Annotated in this window: 27 protein-coding genes and 1 other annotated feature; of the genes, 20 read left to right on the plus strand and 7 right to left on the minus strand. The window is 28.9% G+C overall.

The features are described 5' to 3' along the window. Positions 1 to 101: 101 nt before the first annotated feature. Genes EBB51_RS00455 through EBB51_RS00465 form a run of 3 tightly spaced genes read right to left on the minus strand, consistent with a single transcriptional unit; the run spans position 102 to position 1994 of the window. Positions 102 to 758 carry a DUF1292 domain-containing protein gene (locus EBB51_RS00455; protein ID WP_123052639.1) on the minus strand — a complete coding sequence of 219 codons (657 nt, stop codon included), beginning with the start codon at positions 756 to 758 and terminating at the stop codon, positions 102 to 104. Positions 759 to 767: 9 nt separating this feature from the next. Then, positions 768 to 1418 (minus strand): PspA/IM30 family protein, encoded by a 651-nt coding sequence (locus tag EBB51_RS00460; RefSeq protein WP_123052640.1) that lies wholly within the window; start codon positions 1416 to 1418, stop codon positions 768 to 770. 24 nt (positions 1419 to 1442) lie between these two features. Next, positions 1443 to 1994 (minus strand): hypothetical protein, encoded by a 552-nt coding sequence (locus EBB51_RS00465; protein WP_123052641.1) that lies wholly within the window; start codon positions 1992 to 1994, stop codon positions 1443 to 1445. Between the two features lie 394 nt (positions 1995 to 2388). Here EBB51_RS00465 and EBB51_RS00470 point away from each other — a divergent pair, with 394 nt between their 5' ends. Together EBB51_RS00470 and argF are read left to right on the plus strand one after the other, a co-directional pair. Next, positions 2389 to 2982 (plus strand): DUF1836 domain-containing protein, encoded by a 594-nt coding sequence (locus tag EBB51_RS00470; RefSeq protein ID WP_123052642.1) that lies wholly within the window; start codon positions 2389 to 2391, stop codon positions 2980 to 2982. A 222-nt stretch (positions 2983 to 3204) separates the two neighbouring features. Continuing rightward, positions 3205 to 4203, plus strand: a complete 999-nt coding sequence (gene argF / locus EBB51_RS00475; RefSeq protein WP_123052643.1) for an ornithine carbamoyltransferase — start codon at positions 3205 to 3207, stop codon at positions 4201 to 4203. A 52-nt stretch (positions 4204 to 4255) separates the two neighbouring features. On the opposite strand, the gene ispF is transcribed toward argF, so the two are convergent. Beyond that, the gene (ispF, locus tag EBB51_RS00480; RefSeq protein ID WP_123052644.1) at positions 4256 to 4744 is read right to left on the minus strand and encodes a 2-C-methyl-D-erythritol 2,4-cyclodiphosphate synthase; all 489 of its coding nucleotides are present in this window, start codon (positions 4742 to 4744) and stop codon (positions 4256 to 4258) included. A 1088-nt stretch (positions 4745 to 5832) separates the two neighbouring features. On the opposite strand from ispF, the gene EBB51_RS00485 reads away from it, so the two are divergent. Continuing rightward, positions 5833 to 6750: a polysaccharide deacetylase family protein gene (locus EBB51_RS00485; protein WP_123052645.1), complete on the plus strand. Its 918-nt coding sequence runs from the start codon at positions 5833 to 5835 to the stop codon at positions 6748 to 6750. A gap of 102 nt (positions 6751 to 6852) precedes the next feature. Here EBB51_RS00485 and EBB51_RS00490 read toward each other — a convergent pair whose 3' ends face one another. Continuing rightward, the gene (locus EBB51_RS00490; RefSeq protein WP_123052646.1) at positions 6853 to 7095 is read right to left on the minus strand and encodes a metal-binding protein; all 243 of its coding nucleotides are present in this window, start codon (positions 7093 to 7095) and stop codon (positions 6853 to 6855) included. Positions 7096 to 7257: 162 nt separating this feature from the next. On the opposite strand from EBB51_RS00490, the gene EBB51_RS00495 reads away from it, so the two are divergent. From EBB51_RS00495 to EBB51_RS00530, 7 genes are all read left to right on the plus strand, one after another. Further along, the gene (locus tag EBB51_RS00495) at positions 7258 to 7833 is read left to right on the plus strand and encodes a nucleoside recognition domain-containing protein (RefSeq protein ID WP_123052647.1); all 576 of its coding nucleotides are present in this window, start codon (positions 7258 to 7260) and stop codon (positions 7831 to 7833) included. A 17-nt stretch (positions 7834 to 7850) separates the two neighbouring features. After that, positions 7851 to 8369: a spore maturation protein gene (locus EBB51_RS00500; RefSeq protein WP_123052648.1), complete on the plus strand. Its 519-nt coding sequence runs from the start codon at positions 7851 to 7853 to the stop codon at positions 8367 to 8369. Positions 8370 to 8408: 39 nt separating this feature from the next. Next, a complete protein-coding gene (locus EBB51_RS00505; RefSeq protein WP_123052649.1) occupies positions 8409 to 8969 on the plus strand; it encodes a uracil-DNA glycosylase in 561 nt (186 codons plus the stop codon). A gap of 91 nt (positions 8970 to 9060) precedes the next feature. Continuing rightward, positions 9061 to 9311 (plus strand) — a binding site (T-box leader). A 72-nt stretch (positions 9312 to 9383) separates the two neighbouring features. Continuing rightward, positions 9384 to 11321, plus strand: a complete 1938-nt coding sequence (gene metG, locus EBB51_RS00510) for a methionine--tRNA ligase (protein ID WP_123052650.1) — start codon at positions 9384 to 9386, stop codon at positions 11319 to 11321. Between the two features lie 683 nt (positions 11322 to 12004). Then, positions 12005 to 12607 carry a helix-turn-helix transcriptional regulator gene (locus tag EBB51_RS00515; RefSeq protein ID WP_190285293.1) on the plus strand — a complete coding sequence of 201 codons (603 nt, stop codon included), beginning with the start codon at positions 12005 to 12007 and terminating at the stop codon, positions 12605 to 12607. A gap of 425 nt (positions 12608 to 13032) precedes the next feature. Next, on the plus strand, positions 13033 to 13503 hold the full coding sequence (locus EBB51_RS00525; protein WP_123052653.1) for a MarR family transcriptional regulator: 471 nt from the start codon (positions 13033 to 13035) through the stop codon (positions 13501 to 13503). 10 nt (positions 13504 to 13513) lie between these two features. Beyond that, a complete protein-coding gene (locus tag EBB51_RS00530; protein ID WP_123052654.1) occupies positions 13514 to 14827 on the plus strand; it encodes an acyl-CoA thioesterase/bile acid-CoA:amino acid N-acyltransferase family protein in 1314 nt (437 codons plus the stop codon). A 35-nt stretch (positions 14828 to 14862) separates the two neighbouring features. Here the strand turns inward: EBB51_RS00530 and EBB51_RS00535 are convergent, their stop codons facing one another. After that, positions 14863 to 15198, minus strand: a complete 336-nt coding sequence (locus EBB51_RS00535) for a helix-turn-helix domain-containing protein (protein ID WP_123052655.1) — start codon at positions 15196 to 15198, stop codon at positions 14863 to 14865. A 257-nt stretch (positions 15199 to 15455) separates the two neighbouring features. Between EBB51_RS00535 and EBB51_RS00540 the strand changes: the two genes are divergently transcribed. The 10 genes from EBB51_RS00540 (at position 15456) to EBB51_RS00585 (ending at position 24609) form a co-directional block, all read left to right on the plus strand. Then, complete coding sequence (locus tag EBB51_RS00540; RefSeq protein ID WP_243103870.1) at positions 15456 to 15692, plus strand: hypothetical protein; 237 nt, start codon at positions 15456 to 15458, stop codon at positions 15690 to 15692. Between the two features lie 13 nt (positions 15693 to 15705). Next, entirely contained in the window at positions 15706 to 16503 is a 798-nt protein-coding gene (locus EBB51_RS00545) for a nitroreductase family protein (RefSeq protein ID WP_123052656.1), read from the plus strand. Between the two features lie 210 nt (positions 16504 to 16713). Continuing rightward, complete coding sequence (rbr, locus tag EBB51_RS00550; protein ID WP_123052657.1) at positions 16714 to 17301, plus strand: rubrerythrin; 588 nt, start codon at positions 16714 to 16716, stop codon at positions 17299 to 17301. A 638-nt stretch (positions 17302 to 17939) separates the two neighbouring features. Next, the gene (locus tag EBB51_RS00555) at positions 17940 to 18746 is read left to right on the plus strand and encodes a TatD family hydrolase (protein ID WP_123052658.1); all 807 of its coding nucleotides are present in this window, start codon (positions 17940 to 17942) and stop codon (positions 18744 to 18746) included. Between the two features lie 260 nt (positions 18747 to 19006). Further along, positions 19007 to 20050 carry a 3D domain-containing protein gene (locus EBB51_RS00560; protein ID WP_123052659.1) on the plus strand — a complete coding sequence of 348 codons (1044 nt, stop codon included), beginning with the start codon at positions 19007 to 19009 and terminating at the stop codon, positions 20048 to 20050. 58 nt (positions 20051 to 20108) lie between these two features. Continuing rightward, a complete protein-coding gene (rnmV, locus tag EBB51_RS00565) occupies positions 20109 to 20654 on the plus strand; it encodes a ribonuclease M5 (RefSeq protein WP_123052660.1) in 546 nt (181 codons plus the stop codon). Positions 20655 to 20665: 11 nt separating this feature from the next. After that, positions 20666 to 21493, plus strand: coding sequence for a 16S rRNA (adenine(1518)-N(6)/adenine(1519)-N(6))-dimethyltransferase RsmA (gene rsmA, locus EBB51_RS00570; RefSeq protein ID WP_123054938.1), 828 nt, complete (start codon positions 20666 to 20668; stop codon positions 21491 to 21493). 87 nt (positions 21494 to 21580) lie between these two features. Continuing rightward, positions 21581 to 22942 carry a hypothetical protein gene (locus tag EBB51_RS00575; RefSeq protein WP_123052661.1) on the plus strand — a complete coding sequence of 454 codons (1362 nt, stop codon included), beginning with the start codon at positions 21581 to 21583 and terminating at the stop codon, positions 22940 to 22942. Positions 22943 to 23058: 116 nt separating this feature from the next. Further along, on the plus strand, positions 23059 to 23646 hold the full coding sequence (locus EBB51_RS00580) for a hypothetical protein (RefSeq protein WP_123052662.1): 588 nt from the start codon (positions 23059 to 23061) through the stop codon (positions 23644 to 23646). Between the two features lie 111 nt (positions 23647 to 23757). After that, entirely contained in the window at positions 23758 to 24609 is an 852-nt protein-coding gene (locus tag EBB51_RS00585; protein ID WP_243103873.1) for a hypothetical protein, read from the plus strand. A gap of 47 nt (positions 24610 to 24656) precedes the next feature. On the opposite strand, the gene EBB51_RS13565 is transcribed toward EBB51_RS00585, so the two are convergent. Beyond that, the gene (locus tag EBB51_RS13565; protein ID WP_190285295.1) at positions 24657 to 24827 is read right to left on the minus strand and encodes a hypothetical protein; all 171 of its coding nucleotides are present in this window, start codon (positions 24825 to 24827) and stop codon (positions 24657 to 24659) included. Positions 24828 to 24883 lie beyond the last annotated feature (56 nt).

A 24883-nucleotide genomic window follows, 5' to 3' on the forward strand; every position in this document is an offset into this window, starting at 1 on the left:
GTTATCAACAGAATTTGTTGATAACTTAGTGAAAATTGTGGATAATTTTTATACTAATTGCATATGGTGTAAGTTTTATTTAATTATTCAAGGTTGATGCATTAAATTTCTTCTATACTTTGAAAAGTTGAAACTATAAAGTCAAATTCATCTGGATTTGAAATTTCACCATAATCGTCTCCAGATATTCCAGGATAGTAGTATAGTATAAATTTTTCTTTGCTAGTACAGTTTTGAATTATTATATACCTTTTATCAAGTTCAACATCTTGAAGTACGGCTAGAACTAGATATTTATCATTTTCTCCTGTTCTATTATTAGTTAAATCAATTAAAAGCATATCTGGCTTTGTGACATTCATTTTTCTATGGTCACACTCAATAATTTTGGAGTTATCCTTACATCCAAGGCAGCTATCAAACTTACAATTAGCACTGCAATTTAAGCATTTACATTCACTACATTTTTTGAGCTGAAGTAATGATTCAGAATTTTCTCCTTTAAAGTCTTTAATTAAGTCAATAATTTTATCTTCTTTAAATCTCCCTAAAAAACCGCCATTTTTTAGTTCGTTTTCTGCACTTTCTATTGAATTTATATACTTTTTTAATATAGGCAGCTTTGATACATATTTTCTCTGCTTTAATATATTGTTTTCTAAAAATGGAGAAACATTATCAATAGCATAATTTATGTCGACGTAAACCTTGCCGTATATGTTTTTTTCATTTTCTAAAAATTCTTTAGCTTTACTCATAATTTACACCTAACTTTGCTTATATTTCTTTAATTCTTCATCTATATTAACTTCTTGAAGTTTTTCAAACTCTTTGTCAAGTGAGTTATCTTCTTTAAGATCGGCAAGTCCTTCTGCTAGAGATTCTTTTCTTTGGATCTTTCTTTCTATATCATCTAAATTTATTTTATTGCCTTTAGTTTCAACATTAGCTAAAATTTCATTTACTTTTTTACTTGCTTCTGCATTATTATATCTAGCTGATGCTTCGTCTCTATAATTTCTTGTTTTTTCAATTTCTTCGTCTAAGTCTTTCAATTTTGTCTTTAAAACTTCTGCTTTTTTTGAAGCGTCATCATAACTCTTTTTTAAACTTTCATAGGATTTATCAGCTTCTATTTTTTTTGCGAGGGCTCTTTTAGCAAGATCCTCCCTGTTACTATTCAATGCAATTTTAACTTTTTCGTCAAAATCTTTTGAGGTTAGCTTTACTTCATCCATTTTCCTCTGAATCTCATGAACATTACCTAAAATTTGTGCGGAAGAAAGTTTAGCTTTATTTAAACTTTCCTCCATATCTCTTACTTTCTGATCTAAAAGTTCAATAGGATTTTCAACGTTATCTAGTGCAAAATTAGCTTTTGCGTTAAATATGTTAGATATTCTTTTAAAAACTCCCATATAAAATTGCCTCCTTAAAATTATTTATTTTCTACGTCTTTTTACAAGTCTTATGATAAACCTTATGATGATTATAAGTATTATAAGCTTAATTATTGACCATATAAAGTTAGCTATAGGATGATAATGTCCATACCCATATCCACCAAAAGTTGAATGTCCCCACGGTATAGGAATAGGTATAGGTAAAAAAGATCTCTTTCTACTAGTCTGAGTTTGAGAACTATTTGAATTTGGTGTTTGAGATCCTTTAGATGTTTGTGAAGAAGATTTAGGGCTATTTGAAAAACTTCCAGATTTAAAGCCTCCACTGGATGATTTATATGAAGAAGTTCCGGATGAAGATTTAGGGGATGAGAAACTTCCAGACTTAAAACTTCCACTAGAGCTTCGAGAACTTGAATGATGTCCGCTGTTTGAATGATGTCCTCCGCTAGAACCCTTGGCAAAAACTGTTTGAGAATTATTATTTATACCCATATAGCTTGTAAATTCAGGACTTATTGCACCTGTAAATGTAAATAAAAATATTATAAGTAAGGATATTAAAAAATGTTTTCTATTAATTTTAATCACCCCCAAATAATTTATTGTATCTATTATTATATATTAGCATAATACTATCTAGTGATATTAGCTGTAAACAATAAATTTCAATCTCATTATATATTCATTATATAGTATTTCATACTATATTACAATATGTATTATACGATATTTTAATTCGAAATAAACTAGATTTGGGCTGAAATTATTTAATAACTTTATATATCACAGTGGATCTTATAATTAGATTTACTTTTTAATAATTGAGTTTGTTTTTATGGCATCTAACTTGTAAAGTGGTAATGCATACTGTATAATATTAATATATGTATTTTAAATTTAGTTTTAACATAATTAATTTATAGTTAAAGTGTATAAATTGGTAATATACATAACAAATTATTTATGTAGAGGTGTTGTAAAAATGAAACATGGTCACTTTAACATGGAATACCTAGATAAATTAGCTAAACAAATATCTGAAAATACAATAGTTCCGTATGAGGACTTACCGAGGTATGATTTATTTTTATCTCAGGTAATAGATTATTTGAATGACAAATTTTCTGATGAAAAGTATACTAATAATATAGTTCAAAATTATATAAAAAATGAGGTAATTTCTAAACCAGAAGATAGTAAAAAAAGAGGATATACAAAATTACATTTAGTGCAATTAGTGCTTTTAAGTTATATGAGACCAGTTTTAACTACTGATGAAATAAAGAAAGTTTTCAAACTAGCATTTAATGAAATAAATAATAATGAAGATGATATAATAACTTGGGAACAAACCTACAAAATCTTTTCGGATATACAAAAAAATAGTTTTGAGAAATTCATTTCGAAAAAGTATTTTGATGAAGAAAAGTTGAAAACTATAATAAAGGGTATGAATTTAAAAGATGAAGAACAGGAGAGAATATTTATATTCCTTATTGTTGTAACATTGATTTGTGAAGCTAGTGCGATAAAAAAGCTGGTTCAGAATATAGTTGATAATTATGAAGAAAATTAATTAAAATTAATTAAAATACACATTATGAATTAATATCATAGTGTGTATTTTTTATAGGCTTAAATTAAATATATTTAGAAGGACTGCAGCTTTGAGAATGCTTTTAGATTTTATATAGTAAAAAAAGGCTAGAATTTTTTAAAAATATGTTATATAATAGAAAGTATATTTATACAAAATACAGTATAAATATACTACATGTTTTAATAAGGAGATGTCATTATGTTTAATTTAAAGAATAGAAATTTTTTAACATTGTTAGATTATACACAAAAAGAAATAGAGTTTTTAATTAAGTTAGCTAAACAACTAAAAATTGCAAAGTATACAGGATCAGAAAAGAAGAATTTAAAGGGAAAAAATATTATATTATTATTTGAAAAAGATTCTACAAGAACAAGATGTTCATTTGAAGTTGCTGCAATGGATCAAGGTGCAAATGTTACATATATAGGACCAAAAGGCGGCAGCCAGATGGGCAAAAAAGAATCAATAAAAGATACTGCCAGGGTTCTTGGAAGAATGTATGATGCCATAGAGTACAGGGGATATGGGCAAAATATTATAGAAACTCTTGCAAAATATTCTGGAGTACCTGTTTGGAATGGATTAACTAATGAGGATCATCCAACTCAAGTGCTGGCAGATTTTCTTACGATAAAAGAACATTTCAATAAAAATTTAAATAGAGTAAAGTTAACATATGTTGGCGATGGTAGAAATAATACAGCTAATTCACTTATGATAGGTGCTTCTAAAATGGGCATGGATTTTAGAATAGCAGCACCTAGGCTGTTATTCCCAGATAAGGAGTTAGTTAAGAAGTGTAATGATATTGCCCAGGAAAGTGGTGCCAAGATAACTATAACTCATGACATAAAACAAGCAGTAAAAGATGCAGATGTAATTTATACAGATGTATGGCTTTCTATGGGAGAACCAGAAAGTGAATGGGGGGAGAGAATTAATCTCTTAAAACCATATCAAGTAAACATGGATATGCTAAAAGCATCATGTAATCCAGGTGTTAAGTTCTTTCACTGCTTACCATCTTTTCATGATTTAGATACTGAAGTGGGGCAAAAAATATATGAAAAGTATGGTCTTGAATGTATGGAGGTAACTAACGAGGTATTTGAAAGTAAATATTCACTAGTATTTGATGAGGCTGAAAATAGAATGCATACTATAAAAGCTGTTATGGCAGCGACATTAGCATAAATTATTTAATAAAACCTCATCAAACTTTAAATTCGATGATTTTATAGTATGTTTATAAATTATCATCTGTGTTTTTGTATAAAAGACATACACTTTGAGCAGATATACCTTCTTCGCGGCCAGTAAACCCCAACCCTTCTTCTGTGGTTGCTTTTATACTTATATCTTGTTTTGTTATGTTTAATATATTTGATATGTTATCTTTCATCTTATCTATAAATGGATTCAACTTTGGATTTTGAGCGATTATAGTTGAATCTATATTTCCTATCTTATAATTTTGTTGTTTAATAATCTCATATGTTTTTTTTAATAATAATAAACTTGATATATTTTCATATGATTTGTCTGTGTCTGGAAAGAGTTTACCAATATCTCCAAGGGCAAGTGCACCTAAAAGACTGTCTATTATAGCATGTATTAAAACATCTGCATCTGAATGTCCTAGAAGCCCTTTTGAGTGTGGTATATGAATTCCTCCTAGTATAAGTGGTCTATTTTTATCAAGTTTATGTACATCATACCCGATTCCTATTTTCATTTTTAATCCTCCTTATAAGTTTTTACTATTATATTTTAGCATATATATATTTATAAAAAAAATCCTAGATGCCTTAAATAGGCACCTAAGATATATCCCGACTATAATATATGATTTTTTTATTGTTTTTAGGATTTGAAGGGTCATCATAATTAAGTAATCTTCTTATTAAGCATTTTATTCGAGAGAGGAATGTTAGTTTATTATTTTTTCTTTTATTTTTGGTAAAATCTACATAAATGATATTATTGTCCATAGATAGTCCTACCTTTCATTAAAAATAATTCCCCTTAATAAAATAATAACATAAAAGTATATAAATGTTAAGAAAATTCTAAAAATATATTTTTGTAAGATAAAAATATATTCCTTTGCTGCAACTTATATATATATTATAAACATAACATTTTATAAATATGTATTTGATTTATAGGGACAAGAATGTCCCTATAAATGAAAGAGAAAAAAGCGTATAAAATGGACTTTACGTAAAACTTTAAGGTAATAATATTATATGTTATATACGTTTAATAGGTTAATTATATTATCAATCATAATATAATTCTATGAAAAAAAATTGTTTTAAATACATAAATTTAAGCTTTGTATGGTAGTATAAATAGGTGTAGGTGTTAATTACAAATATATCTATGAATTACCAAAGTCGAATGTTATCAACATATTGTCCACAAAATTGTGGATAATATATATAAAATATTTTAATTTAATAATTAATTTACGCAATGTGAAAAAATCAACAATAATTTCACAAGTTATAAACAGATAATCTGTGGATAACTTAAATATATGTGTATAAATGAAATTAATAGAGTATACAATTTTTTAACAAGAAATTATTCCAAATGGAGATAAATAAAAAACTATGTACATATATATCAAGCAATAATGTAATATTGTATCGATTAAATAGGTTTATGTGAAGAAAATGTTACTAAATATAATTAACAAATTATGCACATATAACATGTTGATAAATTAACTACAATTATATACTATCAATGTTAAAAATTTTATATTATAATTTACTTGTAGGTTCTAAATATATCATATGCGAAAGAAGTGATATTATGAGAGTTAAGAGCAAGATCATTTTTATAGCCCTTGTAATCATATTAATAGCTGGAGCTGTAACATATGGCTTTAAAAGTAAGAAACCGGCTGTAACAAAAAAAACTCAAGTAGAAGCTAAGCAGCAAGACAATAAAAAAAACAAAGAAAATCAAGTTGAAAAAAATAAGCAGCCTAGAGAATTTAAAAACACACCGCTTATATATAATGATAAATCTATTCCTGTTCTTATGTATCATTCTATTGACTATGAAAAAAATAATGAATTAAGATTACCTAAGGAACAATTTAGACAGCAGATGAAGTATTTAAAAGATAGTGGGTATACCACTTTGACATTAGATGAATTATATAACTTTATGGTAAATAATAAACCTGTTCCAGCCAAGTCAGTAGTTATAACTCTTGATGATGGATATAAGGACAATTATACTAATGCGTATCCAGTATTAAAAGAATTTGGATTAAATGCAGCTGTTTTTGTAATTACAAGTACAATAGATAAAGATAGTAGTTATTTGACAACATCTGAATTAAAAGAAATGGATCAAAATGGCGTAGATATTGAAAGTCATACTGTAAACCATGATAAATTAGGTCAACTTTCTTATGAGAAGCAGTGCGAAACTTTAAAAGGATCTAAAGAATATATTGAAAAGATATTAAATAAGAAGGTAAAGTACATAGGATATCCTTTTGGTAAATATAATAATTACACTCAAAAGGCAGCAAAAGACACAGAATATACTATGGCATTTACAACTAATTCAGGATGGTCAAACAAAGATCAAGGAATATATAATTTAAATAGAGTCTATATATCTGCAAATTACAGCATGGACGAATTTATAAGGAGGATTACAAACCCTAATTATAATGTACAAAACACGGCACACAAAACTGGATCAAAAAAATAAAACCTAATATAAAAGTAACTTTTGATATACCCTAAGTTTAAGTGATTATATAAAAATAAAGGATTAAGTTTTAAAAGCTTAATCCTTTATTAGCGTTTAAATTTAATTTAAAATGTTCCTTGCCTTTTTTAATCCTTCTTCTTCTACAAATGGAGCATAAAATTCAAAATGCTTTTCATGTCCACAATTTGAACATACACAAGTGCATATATCATAAGGTACGTCATTAACAATATCTATCTCTAAATTTTCTGCTACATATTCGCCGCCGCACATTTCACAAGGTGTATCATTTATAACAGAATACTCACTTTCAATATATTTCATTATTTCTTTAATGGTCATTTCAAACCTCCAATAACTATATATAAAATTGCATACGTCAATGTTATCACTCTTCTATTTTAATTTCAATAAGAATTTAAGTTTGCGGTTAACTTTAAGAATTGTTTTCATATATATTAATATGAGTATCTTATATAAATGTTTCTTGGAGGAAATACATATATGATTAACATTATATGGTTTTTGATTTTGGCTTTTAGCATAGTTTTTGGCATATTTACAGGAAGAGGAGACGAGCTTTCTAAAGCTATAATATCTTCTGCTGATTCATCTGTAAAGCTTATTATAGGACTTATCGGAATAATGAGTTTATGGTGCGGAATAATGAATATTGCCAAGGAAAGTGGAATTACGTCCAAGCTTGCAGCTATTTTAAAGCCTATTTTGAAGGTTATTTTTGAAGATGCAGCTAAAGATGAAAAGACGTTAGGAAATATAGTGATGAATTTGACTGCTAATATGATGGGGCTTTCAAATGCAGCAACTCCATTTGGAATAAAAGCAATGCAGGAACTCAGCAGGTTAAATAATCATGACAGTACTGCTAGCAATGATATGGTGCTATTTCTTGTTATAAATGCCGTATGCATACAACTTGTACCAACTACTATAATATCTATAAGAGCTGCATCCGGTTCCCAAGATCCTGCTGTAATCATAATACCAACTATAATTACAAGCAGTATATCAGCTGTCTCTGGAGTTATAATTTGTAAGATACTTCAGAGATATTTTTAAGGAATTGGGAGGTAAATATGGGGTATATCACAAAATCTATAATTCCAATCATAGTTATGTTTGTAATTGTATATGGGGTTATAAAAAAAGTAAAGATATATGAATGTTTTGTAGATGGTGCAAAAGATGGAATAACAATATGCATAAAAATTTTTCCGTACCTTCTTGCAATGTTTATTGCAATAGGGGTTTTTAGAGAATCTAATGCTTTAAATTATTTTATAAACTTGATAAAACCTCTAGTAAAGTTTATAGGGCTTCCCCCGGAAGTAGTTCCTTTAATTATGATAAAACCGCTGTCTGGAAGTGGTGCACTTGGAGTATTTGCAGAAATATTAAATAAGTTTGGACCTGATAGTAGGATAGGATTAATTTCTTCTATAATTATGGGATCGACAGAAACTATATTTTACACTATTACAGTTTACTTTGGAGCTGTTGGGGTTAAAAAGATAAGGCATGTATTATGGGCTGCATTTTTTGCAGATTTAATTTCTATTATTTCAGCTGTTACTTTGGCTAAATTTATGTTTTAATATATTTATAGAATTAATTGTGCTTAGAGGTGAAAAAAATTGTTGAAGTGGAGAGAATTATATGAGGAATGTTTAAAGTGCAATAAATGTGATTTAAGCAACAGCAGAACTAATATGGTATTTGGAGATGGAAATCCAAGATCAAAACTCATGTTTGTTGGTGAAGCTCCAGGAGCAGATGAGGATAGAACGGGAATCCCTTTTGTTGGAAGGGCAGGACAGTTGTTAAATAAGGGTTTACTTGCCTTAAACTTAGTAAGAGAAAAGGATTATTACATATGTAACATATGTAAGTGCAGACCTCAAGGTAATAGGACACCTTATGAGGAAGAAGCTAAAGCTTGTATTCCGTATTTGAGAAATCAAACTGCACTCATAAGGCCCAAAATAATAGTTTGTTTAGGTGCTACAGCTTTAAAATACATATTGGGCAGTGATTGGAGAATAACCAGAGATAGAGGAAAATGGGTAGAGAAAAAAGGAATATTTTTAACAGCAACTTTTCACCCATCTGCAATACTTAGGGATCAAAGTAAGAAGGCTCTTTTTTGGGAGGACTTAAAAAGTATAAAGCAAAAATATGATGAAATAAAAGAATAAAATTTATTATATTGGGGATTATTTTATTTAAAGGCAATATAAATTAATTAAATAATATTGACATATATGTATTTGTGGAATAATATATTGATAAAGTGTTATGAAGGAAAGAGTAGTAAATTCAAGTATCCATAAGAGAATCGGGGTTGGTGAAAACCGATGATTACTGAAGTTTACGAATATGGCTCCAGAGCAGGTTATCTGAAGTTTTAGTAGGATGACACGGGAAGCAGCCGTTATACTGCAAAGTAATAAAGATTTTAAAATTGAGTTACTTAGTGAGATTTTTATTGTGAAATAAAAATGAATTAGAGTGGTAAAGTGTATAATTATGCCTCTATATGAACATATGTTCATATGGAGGCATTTTTGATATTTGTACAATTTCAATTTAATTAGGAAGGAATGAAAGTAATGGAGAAGAAAACTTATTATATTACAACACCTATTTATTACCCATCTGCAAATCTTCATATAGGAAATACATATACTACGGTAGCAGCAGATGCACTCGCAAGGTTTAAAAGACTAACTGGTTATGATGTAATGTTTTTAACTGGTACAGATGAACATGGACAAAAGATTCAAAGGCTAGCAGAAGCCAAAGGAGTTACTCCAAAGGAGTATGTAGACGAAATAGTCGCAGGGATAAAAGATCTCTGGAAAATGATGAATATAAGTTATGATAAGTTTATAAGAACTACAGATGATTATCATATAAAAGCTGTTCAAGATATATTTAAAAGGTTATATGATCAAGGAGATATATATAAAGGATATTACGAAGGATGGTATTGTACACCGTGCGAATCTTTCTGGACAGAAACTCAACTTGCAGACGGAAATTGTCCTGATTGCGGCAGACCAGTTGAAAAGACAAAAGAAGAAGCATATTTCTTTAGAATGTCAAAATATGCTCCAAAGCTAATAGAGTATATAGAAAGTCATCCTGAATTTATTCAACCAGAATCAAGAAAAAATGAAATGATAAATAACTTTTTAAAGCCGGGTCTTCAAGATTTATGTATTTCAAGAACGTCATTTGATTGGGGAATTCCTGTAACATTTGATGAAAAGCATGTTATATATGTTTGGATAGATGCTCTTTCAAATTACATAACAGCTTTAGGATACGGAAGTAACAACACTGAAGCATTTAATAAATACTGGCCAGCTGATGTACATCTTGTAGGAAAGGATATACTTAGGTTCCACACAATTTATTGGCCTATTATGCTTATGGCACTTGGAATTCCACTGCCAAAACAAGTTTTTGGTCATGGATGGCTTTTAGTTAATGGCGGAAAAATGTCAAAATCAAAGGGAAATGTAGTAGATCCTGTTGTACTTGTAAATGAATTTGGAACAGATGCTGTAAGATACTATCTTTTAAGAGAGATTCCATTTGGATCAGACGGATTATTTAACAATGAAATATTCATAAATAAGATAAATTCAGATCTTGCAAATGATCTTGGGAACTTATTATCAAGAACATGTGCTATGGCTGAAAAATATTTTAAAGGAGTAATTCCTTCACCAACTGCAAAAGAAGAAATTGATGACGAACTTATAAATTGTGCATTAGCCGCTCCTAAAAAGTTAGAAGATAGTATAGATAAACTTAGAATTCCAGAAGCATTGGACTTTATTTGGGAACTAGTAGGAAGATCAAATAAATATATAGATGAGACTGCTCCATGGATTCTTGCTAAAGATGAGAGTAAGAAAGAAAGACTTGGAACTGTTATCTACAATTTAGTTGAGTCATTAAGATTTATATCAGTATGTTTGTCACCATTTTTACCTGAAACAAGTGAGAAGATAAATAAACAATTAAATGTTGATGTTGCAACATGGGATAGTTTAGCATCATTTGATGGAACTCAAGCAGGTACTAATGTTCAAAAAGGAGAGCTTTTATTTCCTAGAATAGATGTAGAAAAGAAGATAGAAGAACTTAATAAAATTAAGGAACAAAATAAAGCTCTAGCAAATAAAATTCAAATGCAGCCTATAAAAGATGAAATCACTATAGATGATTTTGAAAAAATAGACTTGAGGACAGCTAAAGTTTTAGAATGTGAACCAGTTAAAGGTGCAAAAAAACTGCTTAAATTAAAGGTTGACTTAGGAGGAGAACAGAGACAAATTGTATCTGGAATATCCAAGTATTATAAACCAGAAGAACTGGTTGGTAAATCTGTAGTAGTTGTAGCAAACTTAAAACCAGTTAAATTAAGGGGAGAACTTTCTCAAGGAATGATACTTGCAGGTGCTGCAGATGACGATAGCAAATTATTTGTTGCTGCATTAGATGGAGAACTTCCAACAGGCAGCATTGTAAGATAGTTAATAGTTAAGAATTAATAGTGGTAAGTTAAAAGAGCTGCAAGTTTAATTAAACTTGCAGCTCTTTTATACTATCAGTTTTTAAGCACGAAACATATTCGCTTTTAAAAACCGCAATAGCTTCTTTTAAATATACTATATCACATTCTTTAAAAAGTTAAACATCATTCTCTTGAATCTTTATTCTTTATTTCATTTTGAATAGCATTAACTATTCTTTCCCGCAAGACAAACACTTATATATGGATACTATGATTTCTGAATTATTTAATTTACAGTTATATTTATATTGTCTAACAATTATCACATATAAAGTATCATATATCCTCTCTTCAATTTTTTATATTGATGAATCTATTGATTCTTTTTTTGAAAAGTTGTTCCGTGATCTTTTTTACTTTTTTTGCATATTTCTTTCAGCAACAGTTTATCATTGAATTATATGTATATATATAATTAGAAAAATTCCCGTATATACCCTCTTGTATATTTGATACATTCATATTTATAATATTAGTGTATGTGTAACCTATACTCAATATACTTTGAGCAAATTAAACAAATGTTCCTGTATACTTTATATATATATTGTATTAATATATATTAAATTAGCATCTTTATATAAAGAATAATTTACATTTTTAGAGTACCTAAGTATATTTAAGTAAGGAAGTATGGAAACAATGGAAAATAGTAAAAAATATACTAACAAAAAATATACTTCAAATGAAAGAAGTGATAATACTGAAGATAATGAAAATGATCCTATAAAGAATGATAGACTTGATGACGCAGAAAATAAACAAGGAATTAATCAAAATAATAGCGATACAGATAATTCCATACATGATGACAAAGTAAGCAATAGAAAAAATCTTTCACCAGATATAGGTACAAAATTAGCCGATGCAAGAGCTAATGCAGGATATACTCAAGCTTCTGCAGCAGAAAAGGTTGGTGTTACTCGTCTTACGATGTGTAAATATGAAAATAACAAATCTCAACCTACTTTTAAGAAAATTCAAGAAATGTGTGATTTATATAGTATATCTATGGAACAATTATTTTCGAATAATGATAATAGTAAAGATACTAAAGAAAAAGATAATACCTATTTAAATGAGAATTTAAATAATGCTCTATTAGATCAGCTTATAGATAAATTTATAGCTGGACTTACTTATGAAGGGGTTCTAGCAGAGAATTCTGTTACAGACGAGATGAAATTTAGACTTCGATCATTAGCGATTAGATACTTTAAGAAAATACAAAAGACAAAAAAGTAAAACTATATTGGATTGGCCTTCCCTGAATGGGAATAATTCATTCAAATACTCGCTAATTCTTAGAATTTCATTTTTTACATGGTACTAATTTTTTGTACCATGTAAATGCTATAGTCTAACAACTAATTTTTTTTAAAGCTACAATCTTTTAAGTTATAAAAACTGTCTAGTGTTCTATAACCAATGGATGAATGTATGCGTTCAGTATTGTAGCCATTAACATAATCCATAATCGTTTTTTCAGCATCCTCAAAGCTTTCAAATATTTTTAAGTATTATGCATCACAATTTAAATGTTATAGTAAGTTTTATTTTTTAAATTATACATACTATTTTTATTTAGGTTATTGATTTTTTATAAAAAGCGGTATACTATCTAATTAGACAACATGTTGTCTAATAACTAAATTTTAAGGAGGAACTAAATGAATCAGTATTATATACAGCAAGTTTTTGCAACAATTTTTTATCTATCAAATAAGGTCCAAGTAGAAGGAGATAAACTGGATGAAAGAATAACAGTTCGCCAGTGGATGGTACTTTTAACAATTTTACATTTACCAGAAAATGAAGCCTTTTATAGCAATGTAGCAGAGAAGATGGGATGTTCCAAGCAAAATGTAAAACATATTGTTGTAAACTTAGAAAAAAAGAACTATGTAACTTTAGAAGAAAATAAGAAAGATAAGCGATCAGTTAACATTAAAATAACTAAAGATTGTATGAAAATTATTAAAGAATATTATGAAAAAGGAAACGAACTCATGAGCACTATATTTAGAGATTTTGATGAAGAAGAATTAGAGACATTGTGGAAACTTTTAAATAAATTAGCTGCTTATGATGGTTCTAACTGGACAGGTTATGGAGAAAGAGTAGATATTGATAGAAAGTAGATGATAAGTTATGAATAATAATAATTGTAAAATAAGTATTACACCAGAAGTATCAATGGCAGATAAATCTGTTGATATAAAAATAAGTGGTCTTTCAAAAAATGAAAAAGTAATAGTTCGTGCTGCAAGTGATGATTACTATTGTATTAATACTTCTATACTTGAAATAGGAGATAACACGTTGTGGGAATCTTATGCAACTTTTTCAGCAGATGAATATGGAAATATAGATTTAAAAAATGCAGTACCAATTGATGGTACTTATAAGAATTGCGATAAGATGGGATTGTTTTATTCTATGAAACCAAAGCAGATTCATAAGAGTAAACTAATTCAAAGATTAAGTGATATTAGCGAAAACAGGAAATATAAGATTACACTTACAATAGAAAAGGATGGAAAAGAAATCACATCCAAAGATCATACGAGAATCTTTTGTGATGAAACAATTAAAAGCGCAGATGTAATAGAAAAAAATCTCTTAGCAAGATATTTTATTTCAAAAGATAATATAAAACACCTTGCAATTATTGTTTTAAGTGGAAGTGATGGCAGAATTGAAAAAGCACAGGCAATTGCTGAACTATTTGCCATGAGAGGATATTCTGCATTGGCGGTTTGTTATTTTGGAATTGAAGGAACACCAGAGGATCTTAACCTGATACCCCTTGAGTACGTTGAAAATGCAGTAAAGTGGCTAAAGAAGCAGGATACTGTTGATGAAAACAAGATAGCTATATATGGAAGATCTAAGGGTGGTGAACTGGTGCTTCTTGCAGCATCCATGTTTAAGGATATTACTTGCGTTATTGCAAATACTCCAAGCTGTTACGTATATGAGGGTATTAAGAATGGAAAACTTCCATCTCATCATTCTTCATGGATGTATAGAGGTGAAGAAATACCTTATCTAAAATTTAGTTTTCATATTATACTGAGATTGATAATAAAAATGATGAAAAAAGAAAAAGGAGCACTAGCATGGATGTATAAAAAACTAATTGAAGAAGGCGATAAGGACAAGGCTACTATTGCATTGGATAAGATAAATGGATCTGTTTTAATGATATCATCACTAGCAGATGAAATATGGCCTTCAAAAATGTATTCAGAAATAGCTTGCAATATATTTGAAAAATCACATTTTAAACATGAATATAAGCACATTACATTTGCAAAGTCAGGTCATATGTTGACAGTGCCTTTTCAGTCAATATATCCATCAGAGAAATATCCATATGATGTAGAAAGTTGGGCAAAGGCAAATAGCGACTCGTGGAATGAGACAGTCAAATTTTTAGGAAAGTGGGCAAGTAAATATTAAATATCAAATTTGATGAATAGAAACATTTCATTTTCTTAACTTGATCTCATTGAATTAGAATATTCAATTGCCCACTTACATAAAGTTGATAAAACAGGTAAAAGGGTTTTACCCTTTTCTGTAAGAGAATATTCTACTTTAGGAGGAACCTCAGCATAGACAAATCTATTCACTAATTGATCTTCCTCTAATGCTCTAAGCTGCTGGGTAAGCATTTTTTGAGTAATATTTGGCAAGGACCTCCTTAACTCACTGAATCTCAGAGTATTTTCACCTAAGTGCCATATAATAAGAGGCTTCCATTTGCCGCCTATGATATCTAAAGTTAATTCCATGGAACAGCTATATTCATTACCCTTAAATTTCAACATTTGTTATATTTAGTGATGAGACATACAACTTAACAGAGCTTTATTATATTGTCATCACTAATATTCACCCCTCTTCATTTTGTAATAATTAGTTATTATAAGTATACAAATGGGTACTATACTACTAAAAAGTACCTACTTCCATAAAATGATTGTACAGTATATAATATCTCTTGTAAAGTACTTTACAACATTTACTTCTACCTAGAAATATTCTTGTAGCATTAATATATACGATGAACATATCTGAAGAAAAAATGAAAAATATATGTTTAGATAAATATCTTGAATCGAATGAAATGCTATTTAAAAAATTCTTTGGAAAATGCAAAACATTATATTGTACTGATACTTATCAATTTAATGATTATTCAAAGGTAGTTTCAGATATGTTTGATCATGAAAAAAAGTTAAAAAGACATAAAGAAATATTTCCTAAAGATTGTGCTAAAGCATTTGATATAGGAATTGAATTTGTAAAACACAAGATTTAAGAGGTGAATATTAATGGATTTAGTTAAAGTAGATAAATCATTATGTATGAAATGTGGAGCGTGTACAAAAGTTTGTCCTACTACATCTTTATATATGAAAGAAGATGGTCCTGAAGCTAATAAAAATTCTTGCATTGCTTGTGGACAATGTGTTGCCATATGTCCTTGTGGTGCACTTGATAATGTTAAAACGCCATTATGCAATCAAGTAGCCGTAAAAGATTTTAAAGGGTTAGATTCAAAAACTGCTGAATATTTTCTTAGATCTCGCAGGTCAATAAGATGTTACAAAAATATATCTGTGCCTTATGAAGAATTATTAAAACTAGTTAATATTGCGCGTTTTGCTCCTACTGCTAGTAATTCACAAGGAGTATCCTATATTATCGTAAAAGATAAAAAAATATTAGAAAAATCTACTGAAATAATAGTTAAGTGGATGGAAGATAATATTGAACTTCATTGGAGCTTTTCAAGACATGTAAATAATTATAGAAAAAATGGCATAGATTCAATTTTACGTGATGCTCCTCATATTATATTAGCAACTGCTCCAAAGGATTTTAAAAATGGAAGAGAAAATAGCATTTCTGCATTATCTTATGTTGAATTATTTGCACCTACATTAGGACTAGGTTCTTGCTGGGCTGGATTATTTGAATTTTGTGCATTTTTAAATTATAGACCATTATTAGATTTGTTCAATATTTCTAAAGACAAAGTAATAACAGGTGCACTTATGGTTGGGCATCCTAAATATAAATATAAAAGATTAGTAGACCGTAATAAATTAGATGTTGCATTTATATAAGCAGAAAAAATGACATGATCAAATTGGAATTTGATCATGTCATTTTTTCTGAATACATTAAATATATTGAATAAGTTTGTTTTATAAGTTTAAAATCATACCGTGTTAATACCTTGAATCCTTTCAGTATAATAAAATAGCTTAATGCAAATTATATTATATGATAAAATGATTTTTTTATAATTTAACCGAAAAAAGGAGGAATTTATTATGAAAAGTTTAAATGGTACTAAAACAGCTGATAACCTTGCAAAAGCTTTTGCTGGAGAATCTCAAGCTAGAAATAGATATACATATTACGGTAGAACGGCAGATAAAGAAAGATATAAGAAAATTGCAGCAGTATTTTTTGAAGTAGCAGATAATGAAAGGGCACATGCAAAAGTTTTCTTTGACTTATTGATACAAGGATTGGGTAAGGCACATATAAATGTAAATGCACAATATCCTATTGGGTACGGAAATACAGAACAAAATCTTCAGTATGCAGCAGAAGGCGAAAAGGAAGAATGGGGAACACTATATCCACAATTTGCGGATCAAGCTAAGGAAGAAGGATTTCCAGAAGTTGAAACTGCATTTAGAGAAATTATAAAAATAGAAACGTCTCATGAAAAAATTTATTTGAATCTATTAAATAACTTAAAAAACGGTACTTTATATAAAAGAGATACAAAGCAAAGGTGGAGATGTAGAAATTGTGGATATATTTTTGAGGGAACTGAGGCACCTTTAGTATGCCCAGCATGTAAACATCCTCAAGGATATTTTGAAATTATGGATAATGTTGAATTATAAAATTATAGGATTTTTGATTCAAAACTTAACTCATACTCCGGGATATATTTGTAAACCTCAGCACGTTAAAAAGTTTTAACAGCTCTAAGCTTGTATTTTGAAAATCTAAGTAGATTATATAAACTCGCAAGCTTAGACAATATATAATCTACTAAGATTTTCTAAAATACTTCACTAAGAGCTGCAAAAAAAATCTTTTAAATGTGCTATCATTTTACAAATATATTCCTGCGTATGAGTTAATTTTTAAGCTAAAAGTAATGTATATAGTTATTTTAATTTTCAAAATAAGAGCTTTAAACTTGTTAAAAGTTTTTATAGTGTCAAAGGCTGTATATATTTCCCGGAGTGTAAGTTAAACTGCAATCTAGAAACCCTGCAATTACAGTACTAGAGATAGGTTTAGTTAACATAGAATTAAATTGAACTTTTGAAATTACAGACAAGCATTCATGAAAAACTTATCAATCTTAAGGAAACTTGATGTAATTTTAAATTAAAAAGGTATATTAAAGAAACCTAATTTGACTATATGGCAGTATGTAATAAAATGGAAATATGCTGCGCAGTCATTTCAGTTAACTTAGAACAATTATAAAGTAAGGTTGCAAAACCGAAGATTTGAATGGAGAGATACAATGGATAAATTTAATAAGGATTTAATCTTTAAAAGTAATGTAAAAATATTTGATGCACATGCACACTATGATGATGATGAATTTGATAGTGATAGGGATGAATTGATAGGTGAACTTAAAAAAAATAATGTTATAGGTGTATTAAATTGTGGTTGCTCCCTAAAAGGTTCAGAGGATTCAGTTAAGCTTGCCCAAAAATATGATTTCTTTTATGCGGCTGTTGGAATACATCCTGAATATGCAGACAAGTTTGATAAAAATCAAGAAGATATACTTAGAAGGTTAGCATCGTATGATAAGGTTAGGGCTGTAGGAGAAATAGGACTTGATTACTATTACGATGAAAATCCTGATAGAGATATCCAAAAAAAAGTTTTTATAAGACAGATGAAACTTGCAGAAAAGTTAGGGCTTCCCGTTATAATACATGATAGAGATGCACATGAGGATACATTAAATATAGTCAAGTCATTTCCAAACGTCAAAGGTGAGATACACTGTTTTTCTGGAAGTGTTGAATCTGCAAGAGAATATTTAAAACTTGGTTATTATCTTGGATTTACTGGGGTAGTTACATTCAAAAATGCAAAAAAGACAATTCAAGTGTTAAAAGAAGTACCAATTGACAGAATTTTAGTTGAAACAGATTGTCCATATATGACACCTGCTCCATACAGGGGCAAAAGGAACATGTCGGCATATATATATTACATAATGGATAAAATAGCAGAAGTTAAAGAAATTCCTATTGAAGAAGTAAGTTTAAACACTATTTTGAATATTAGGAACTTGCTTAATTTAAGATAATGGTGTATAATGGAAATGCATTATTATAAATTTCCATTTGTGTAATAAATTTAAAAATGTACTTATATAATTATAGTATATAAATTCCACTATATAGATATTAGCTCTTTCAAGAAAGCTATTATAATATTTATAATTTATACATTTTATGCACAGTGCTGCATTATATATTCTAAAAAGCTAGAGTGTTATTTTATTGACGTTACTATGTTATGCCTGAAATGTTAAATGTCGCTCTCGCCTGGAGGAGGTATTTTCTTATGGTGGAAAAGTTAAAGAATTATTTTAATAAGTATCTTTCCAATGGCTCAAAGATTATAATGGGTATGTTTTTGGTAACTTTGGTAGTTTTAGTGTCAGTAATATATAATACTAAAAAAGTAATAACAGTCTGTATAGGCGATAAGCAGATGCAAATTACTACATTTAGCGATAATTATAAAAAAGCGCTGGAAAATAATCATGTAGTTATAGGGCCAAAGGATAGGACGACACCGAGTTTAGACAGTGAAGTAGTAGATAAAGGTAAAATTACAATAAAGAGGGCAGTAGACGTTGAGGTAAAAGTTGATGGAAAAAAATTAGCTATAAAATCTGCAGAAGATAATGTTAAAGACATGTTAAAAGCAGAAAAAATAAAAGTAAACAAGTCTGATGAAGTCAGTCCAGCTGAGAATCAACCATTAAGACAAGATTTAAAAGTAGTAGTAACTAGATTAGAAACAAAAGATGTAAAAGAAGTAAAATCGATAGATTATGAGACAGTTGTAAAGAAAGATGACACCAGGGAACAAGGTAATGATCAGATTTTACAAGAGGGGCAATCAGGGGAAAAAGAAGTTACAACAGAAGTTCTATATAAAGATGGTAAAGAAGTCTCAAGAAAAGTTGTAAGTGAGACAGTTAAAAAGCAGCCTGTTCAAAAAATTGTAGCCATGGGAACGTTAGGAGTTTATACTCCTTCGCGTGGAAGTAGAATTTTATATAGTAACGCTATATCAATGAGAGCTACAGGATATACCGATGATTATGAGAGCACTGGTAAATCACCAGGAGATCGTGGTTTCGGAATTACAGCATCTGGTACTGTGGCAAAGAGAAGTACAGGTGGTTGTAGTTCAGTGGCTGTTGACCCTAGAGTTATTCCTCTTGGCACTAAACTCTATATCGAAGGATATGGATATGCAATTGCAGAAGATACAGGCGGTGCAATAAAAGGAAATAGAGTGGATTTATTTTTTGATTCCGCTTCAGAAGCCAATAATTGGGGAGTAAGACAGGTAAATGTATATATAATTAAGTAGGGGTATTAAGCTCCTACTTTTTTATATTATAATATAATTATAAGGAGGAGTGCTTTTTATGATAAAAGAAGTTATAGTTGTTGAAGGTAGAGATGATGTAACAGCAGTAAAAAAGGCTGTAGATGCTGAAATAATAGCTGTTGGTGGTTTTGGAATAAACAAAAAAGTTATACAAAAAATAAGTGAAGCTCAAAGGAGGCAGGGAGTTATAGTATTAACCGATCCTGATTTTGCAGGGGAAAAAATAAGAAAAATAATTTCTAAAAGGGTTAAAGGGATAAAACATGCATATATATCACAAAAGGATGGAATCAAGAATGGTGATATAGGAGTTGAAAATGCAAATCCGGATATAATAATAAGGGCACTTCAAAATGCTAAATGTGAAATAAAAGAAAAAAGAGTAGAGTTTAACATGGATGACATGATATATTTTGGACTTACGGGAACATCTGCTTCTAAGGATAAGAGAGATGCATTAGGAAAAGAACTTGGCATAGGATATTGTAATGCTGCCCAATTTTTAAGAAGGCTCAATAATTATGGAATAGGCAAAGAAGAATTTATAAAAGCCTTAAATAACATAAGTGAGGATAATAAATAATGATTAGTGATATGTATACTAAAGATATAGTTAAAAAATATGGTTTTAAGTTTTCAAAAAGGTTGGGACAGAATTTTTTAATTGATAATTCAGTTTTAGAAGATATTATAGATGGTGCTAATGTATCACCTGATGACGTGGTTTTAGAAATAGGTCCTGGAGTTGGAACACTTACAAGAGAACTTTTAAAGAAGGCTAAAAAGGTTTATGCTGTAGAACTTGATTCAACTTTGATACCAATTTTAAAAGAAGAATTAAGGGAATTTGATAATCTTGAACTTATAAATGAAGATGTACTTAAATTAGACCTTAGTGAATTAATTAAGGGTGAATCAAATGTCAAGGTAGTAGCTAACTTGCCTTACTATGTAACTACACCAATAGTATTGAAACTTTTAAATGAAAATTTAAATTTTGAATCATTAACTGTAATGATTCAAAAAGAAGTTGGTGAAAGAATGGCTGCAGAACCTAATTGTAAAGAATATGGTTCACTATCAGTACTTGTACAATATTATTGCAATATACAAATTATAAGAAAAGTTAGTTCTGAATGCTTTATACCAAGTCCTAAAGTTGATTCAATGGTTATAAAGTTAACAAAACTTCCTGCACCTAGTATTAAAGTAAGAGATAAGGACTTATTCTTTAAAATTGTAAGACTTTCATTTAATATGAGAAGAAAAACTTTATGGAATGCACTTAAACCACTTAATATTGATAAGGTGGAATTACAAAAGGCTTTTCAAAACTGCAATATCGATCCAAAGAGACGAGGAGAAACTTTATCATTAGACGAGTTTGGCAGACTTTCTGACTTTATATACGATTTACTATAATCTTTTTTATAAGTTTATAACTATTTGTTCACTTTTTGGATGTTGTTTCATATATTATAATGAATAGAATATATGGGGGTAACAAAGTTGTCTCAAAAAAAGAACTATAGTAGATATTTTATAATATTACAAGAAGATGAGAAGGGATACTCTTTATCTGCTGACAAGATAGTTTCTGGTTACTTAAAATCAGAGCTTAAAAATGATAAGTGTAAAATATCTTATTACGTACAAAACTTGAAAAAACAATCGATTCCCTATCATATGGTATTAATATGTAATAAAAAGGATGTAAAAAAGATTATCAAGATAGGAAAAATGAACATAGATGACTATGGAAGGGCAGATGTATCTTATGAGTATCCTGCAAATAACATAGCAGGAACTGGTGTAGCTATGGACAAAGTTTCTGGTGCAGCTATAGTTAAGTTCCTGGATTCAAATGTAATATCTATCATGAGTGGATTTACTAGTAAACAAATACCTGACTGGAGAAATTTCGAAGTGGTTGAAAATAGTTTGAGAAGTACTACTGAAGAAGAGATAGCTGCAAAACAAGAACCAGAGGTTGTAGAGAATAATGAAGATGAAAATACAGGTACAAAATACAATTATGAATATGAGGAAGCAAAAGCTGAATTAAAGAAAGAAGCAAAAGAGGATACTGCAGAAGATGTACCTAGTAGTAAGAATGATGATGAGGCTGAATATCAGACAAAAGAAAAGAGCATATTTGATAAGTATGAAGAAGTTATAGAAAATAACAAGCAATTAGAAGATCAAAAAAGTATAGAAATTGCAAATGATAAAAAGTTAGAAGTTAATAATACACAGCCGGAAGTTGATGATAAGAAGGTAGAAATTAGTAACACACAGATAGAAGTTAATAATACACATAAGATACAGCAAAATGAGAGTCAGAACAGGAATTATACTGATAAATTAGATAATAGAGATCAAATTTTAAACGAAAATATCAGCGTAAAAGAAGAAGTCCAAGAAAATGATAATAGACTTAAGCAATCTACGCCAAAATTTTTTAGACAACTTGTAGATACATTTGAAGGTATAGATGGAATTTATGGTAATATAAAAAGATGTGATTGGTACAAAGTTAAAGTTGATTCAATTAAAGATATGTATGATTTATCAGACATCAATAAATATAAAATAATATACCATCCTATGGTAACTTATTACGATTATATAAAGAAATATGGATATTATATGATGGGATACAAACATGATAAAATGGGGCAAATAAAGTATTTAGTTTACGGAGTACCAGGAACTAAAAATAAATACGATCAGCCTCTTAATGGAAGATCTGGATTTGTTACCTGGGTACCTTTATCAAGAAATCAAGAATATCCAGATAGTATTGGATGCTGGCTTATGTTCTATGATTTTAGGACGTCTACTGTTATCATACCCGTTAAAAAAAGATAGTTGTACGAAAATGACATTAAAAATGTTAATATTTTTAATGCCATTTTCATATAATCTAATATAAGTATTCATATTAAATTAATGTCAGTACTTTTATGAAGTAAGGTGGTATGGGGATGAAATTTGTAATAATAAATAAAAGAAGATTAGGGGTTACTATAATTATAGTTGGTCTTATGTTTATATTATTAGGATTTGAAAAGCATTTTGAGGATAGATTAAAACATACAGTCTTAATACAGAATAATATAAATTCTCTTGTAAAATATGACGGCTTGAATAAAAAGTTAAGTTATAAACTGCCAGAAGAATGGTCAGCTAAGGAACAAAAGTTTTCAGGAAATGAGATAATATATCATAATGATTTTATCAGTAAGGATTATAAGATTCACGGTTTTGTAGAAGTTTGGAACTCAAGCAGGGATTTAAGAACCTTTTTGGAAGAAAGTAAAAAGGTATCAAGTGAACAAAACTTATATAAGGCATATAAAGTAGAACCTATAACTGTAAATAGCAGCGGTGGATATTTGGTTAAATACATAATACTTACCCCGGATGATATAGAATATAATGGATATGAATATTTTATAAGAGGTGATGGAAAGTTTTTTAGGTTCTCATTTTTTGTAAAGAAAGATGACTTTAAAGAAGATATGTCAGTTATATTTGAGAATATAGTTAAGACTTTAAATTATGAAAGTTGAACATATGGTGATCCTTTGTATTATAATTTGTACAAGGGATTTTTTTATTTATAAATATGCTATAATAAATATAAAATAATAAGGATATTAAGATTCAGGAGGTAGCTGTAGTTGCAGAAAAAAATTATGAAATTAAAGAGGATAAAACAAGTTTTTTTATGCTTATCATTAATACTATGTTTACTTTTATCAGGATGCAGCAGCGTTCATCAAATGCAAGTTAAACTTGGCATTAAAAATAATGATTTTGAATATATAAAAAATGATAAAATACAGAAAATAGTAATACAGAGTACTAGAGATGAAGGATTTAGATTTGTACTTCAAGACCAACAAGCTATAGAAGAATTGTATGATATCTTATCTGATGCAAAACCTGTAAAAAACAAGTCATCTCTTAAACCAGATTATGTTTTTGAAATATATCAAGGAAGTAAAGTTCATAAATTTAATTACATAGCTGAGTTAGACAAGAAAGATACAGGTAATTTATATGGCGATAATAAGGTGTATGCAGTATCTAAAAGAATAGATACTAGTGTAATTCAAAACTTTTGGACAATAAGAGAACCAAAAGACTTTCAAAATGTGTACTATAAGTCTATAATTATGGCTTTAGATGATTATATTAAGTCCCAAAAAAAGCAGGGAAAGTCTGTTGGAGTGAATTTGGATGATGATGTTGAAGTTGCTAAATATATATTGTCTAATGATCTTGAAGGTTTTAAAGATGATCTAAACAGCAAGTTTAAGAATACTAAAGTTGTAAGTGCTGCAGATAAAGATAAATATACTATTTTGGCAACTGTAAAAACTGAAGGTTATAAATTAACTTTATATAAAGGTACAGTTACATTCTATGACAGAGAAGATAAAAGTGAAAAAAAATATTATATATTTGACAAATATGAAAATGCACGTTGGGATATCAAAGTCACAGATAGTAAGCCGGATGGTTTTTAATTTATTGTAAAGAGGCTGCTGTCAATCAATTTGATGGTAAGCCTCTACTAATATATATGATTATCATTTTTCATTTCTATTGAGCATGGATCTATATTTATAGTAGTTCCTATCTTACAATTAGGGGGAAGATGACTTGAACCTATTTCTATTGTTCTGTTGTCCTGTAATACTACAAATGCTTCACTAACGTTCATGTCAATAACTTTTCCAATCATTTATATCACCTCGTTAATTAGTTTTGCATTTTTTGTACTAATTATTCAAGAATTTC

This window comes from Clostridium sp. JN-1 (assembly GCF_003718715.1).
In the GTDB taxonomy this organism is placed as follows: domain Bacteria; phylum Bacillota; class Clostridia; order Clostridiales; family Clostridiaceae; genus Clostridium_AV.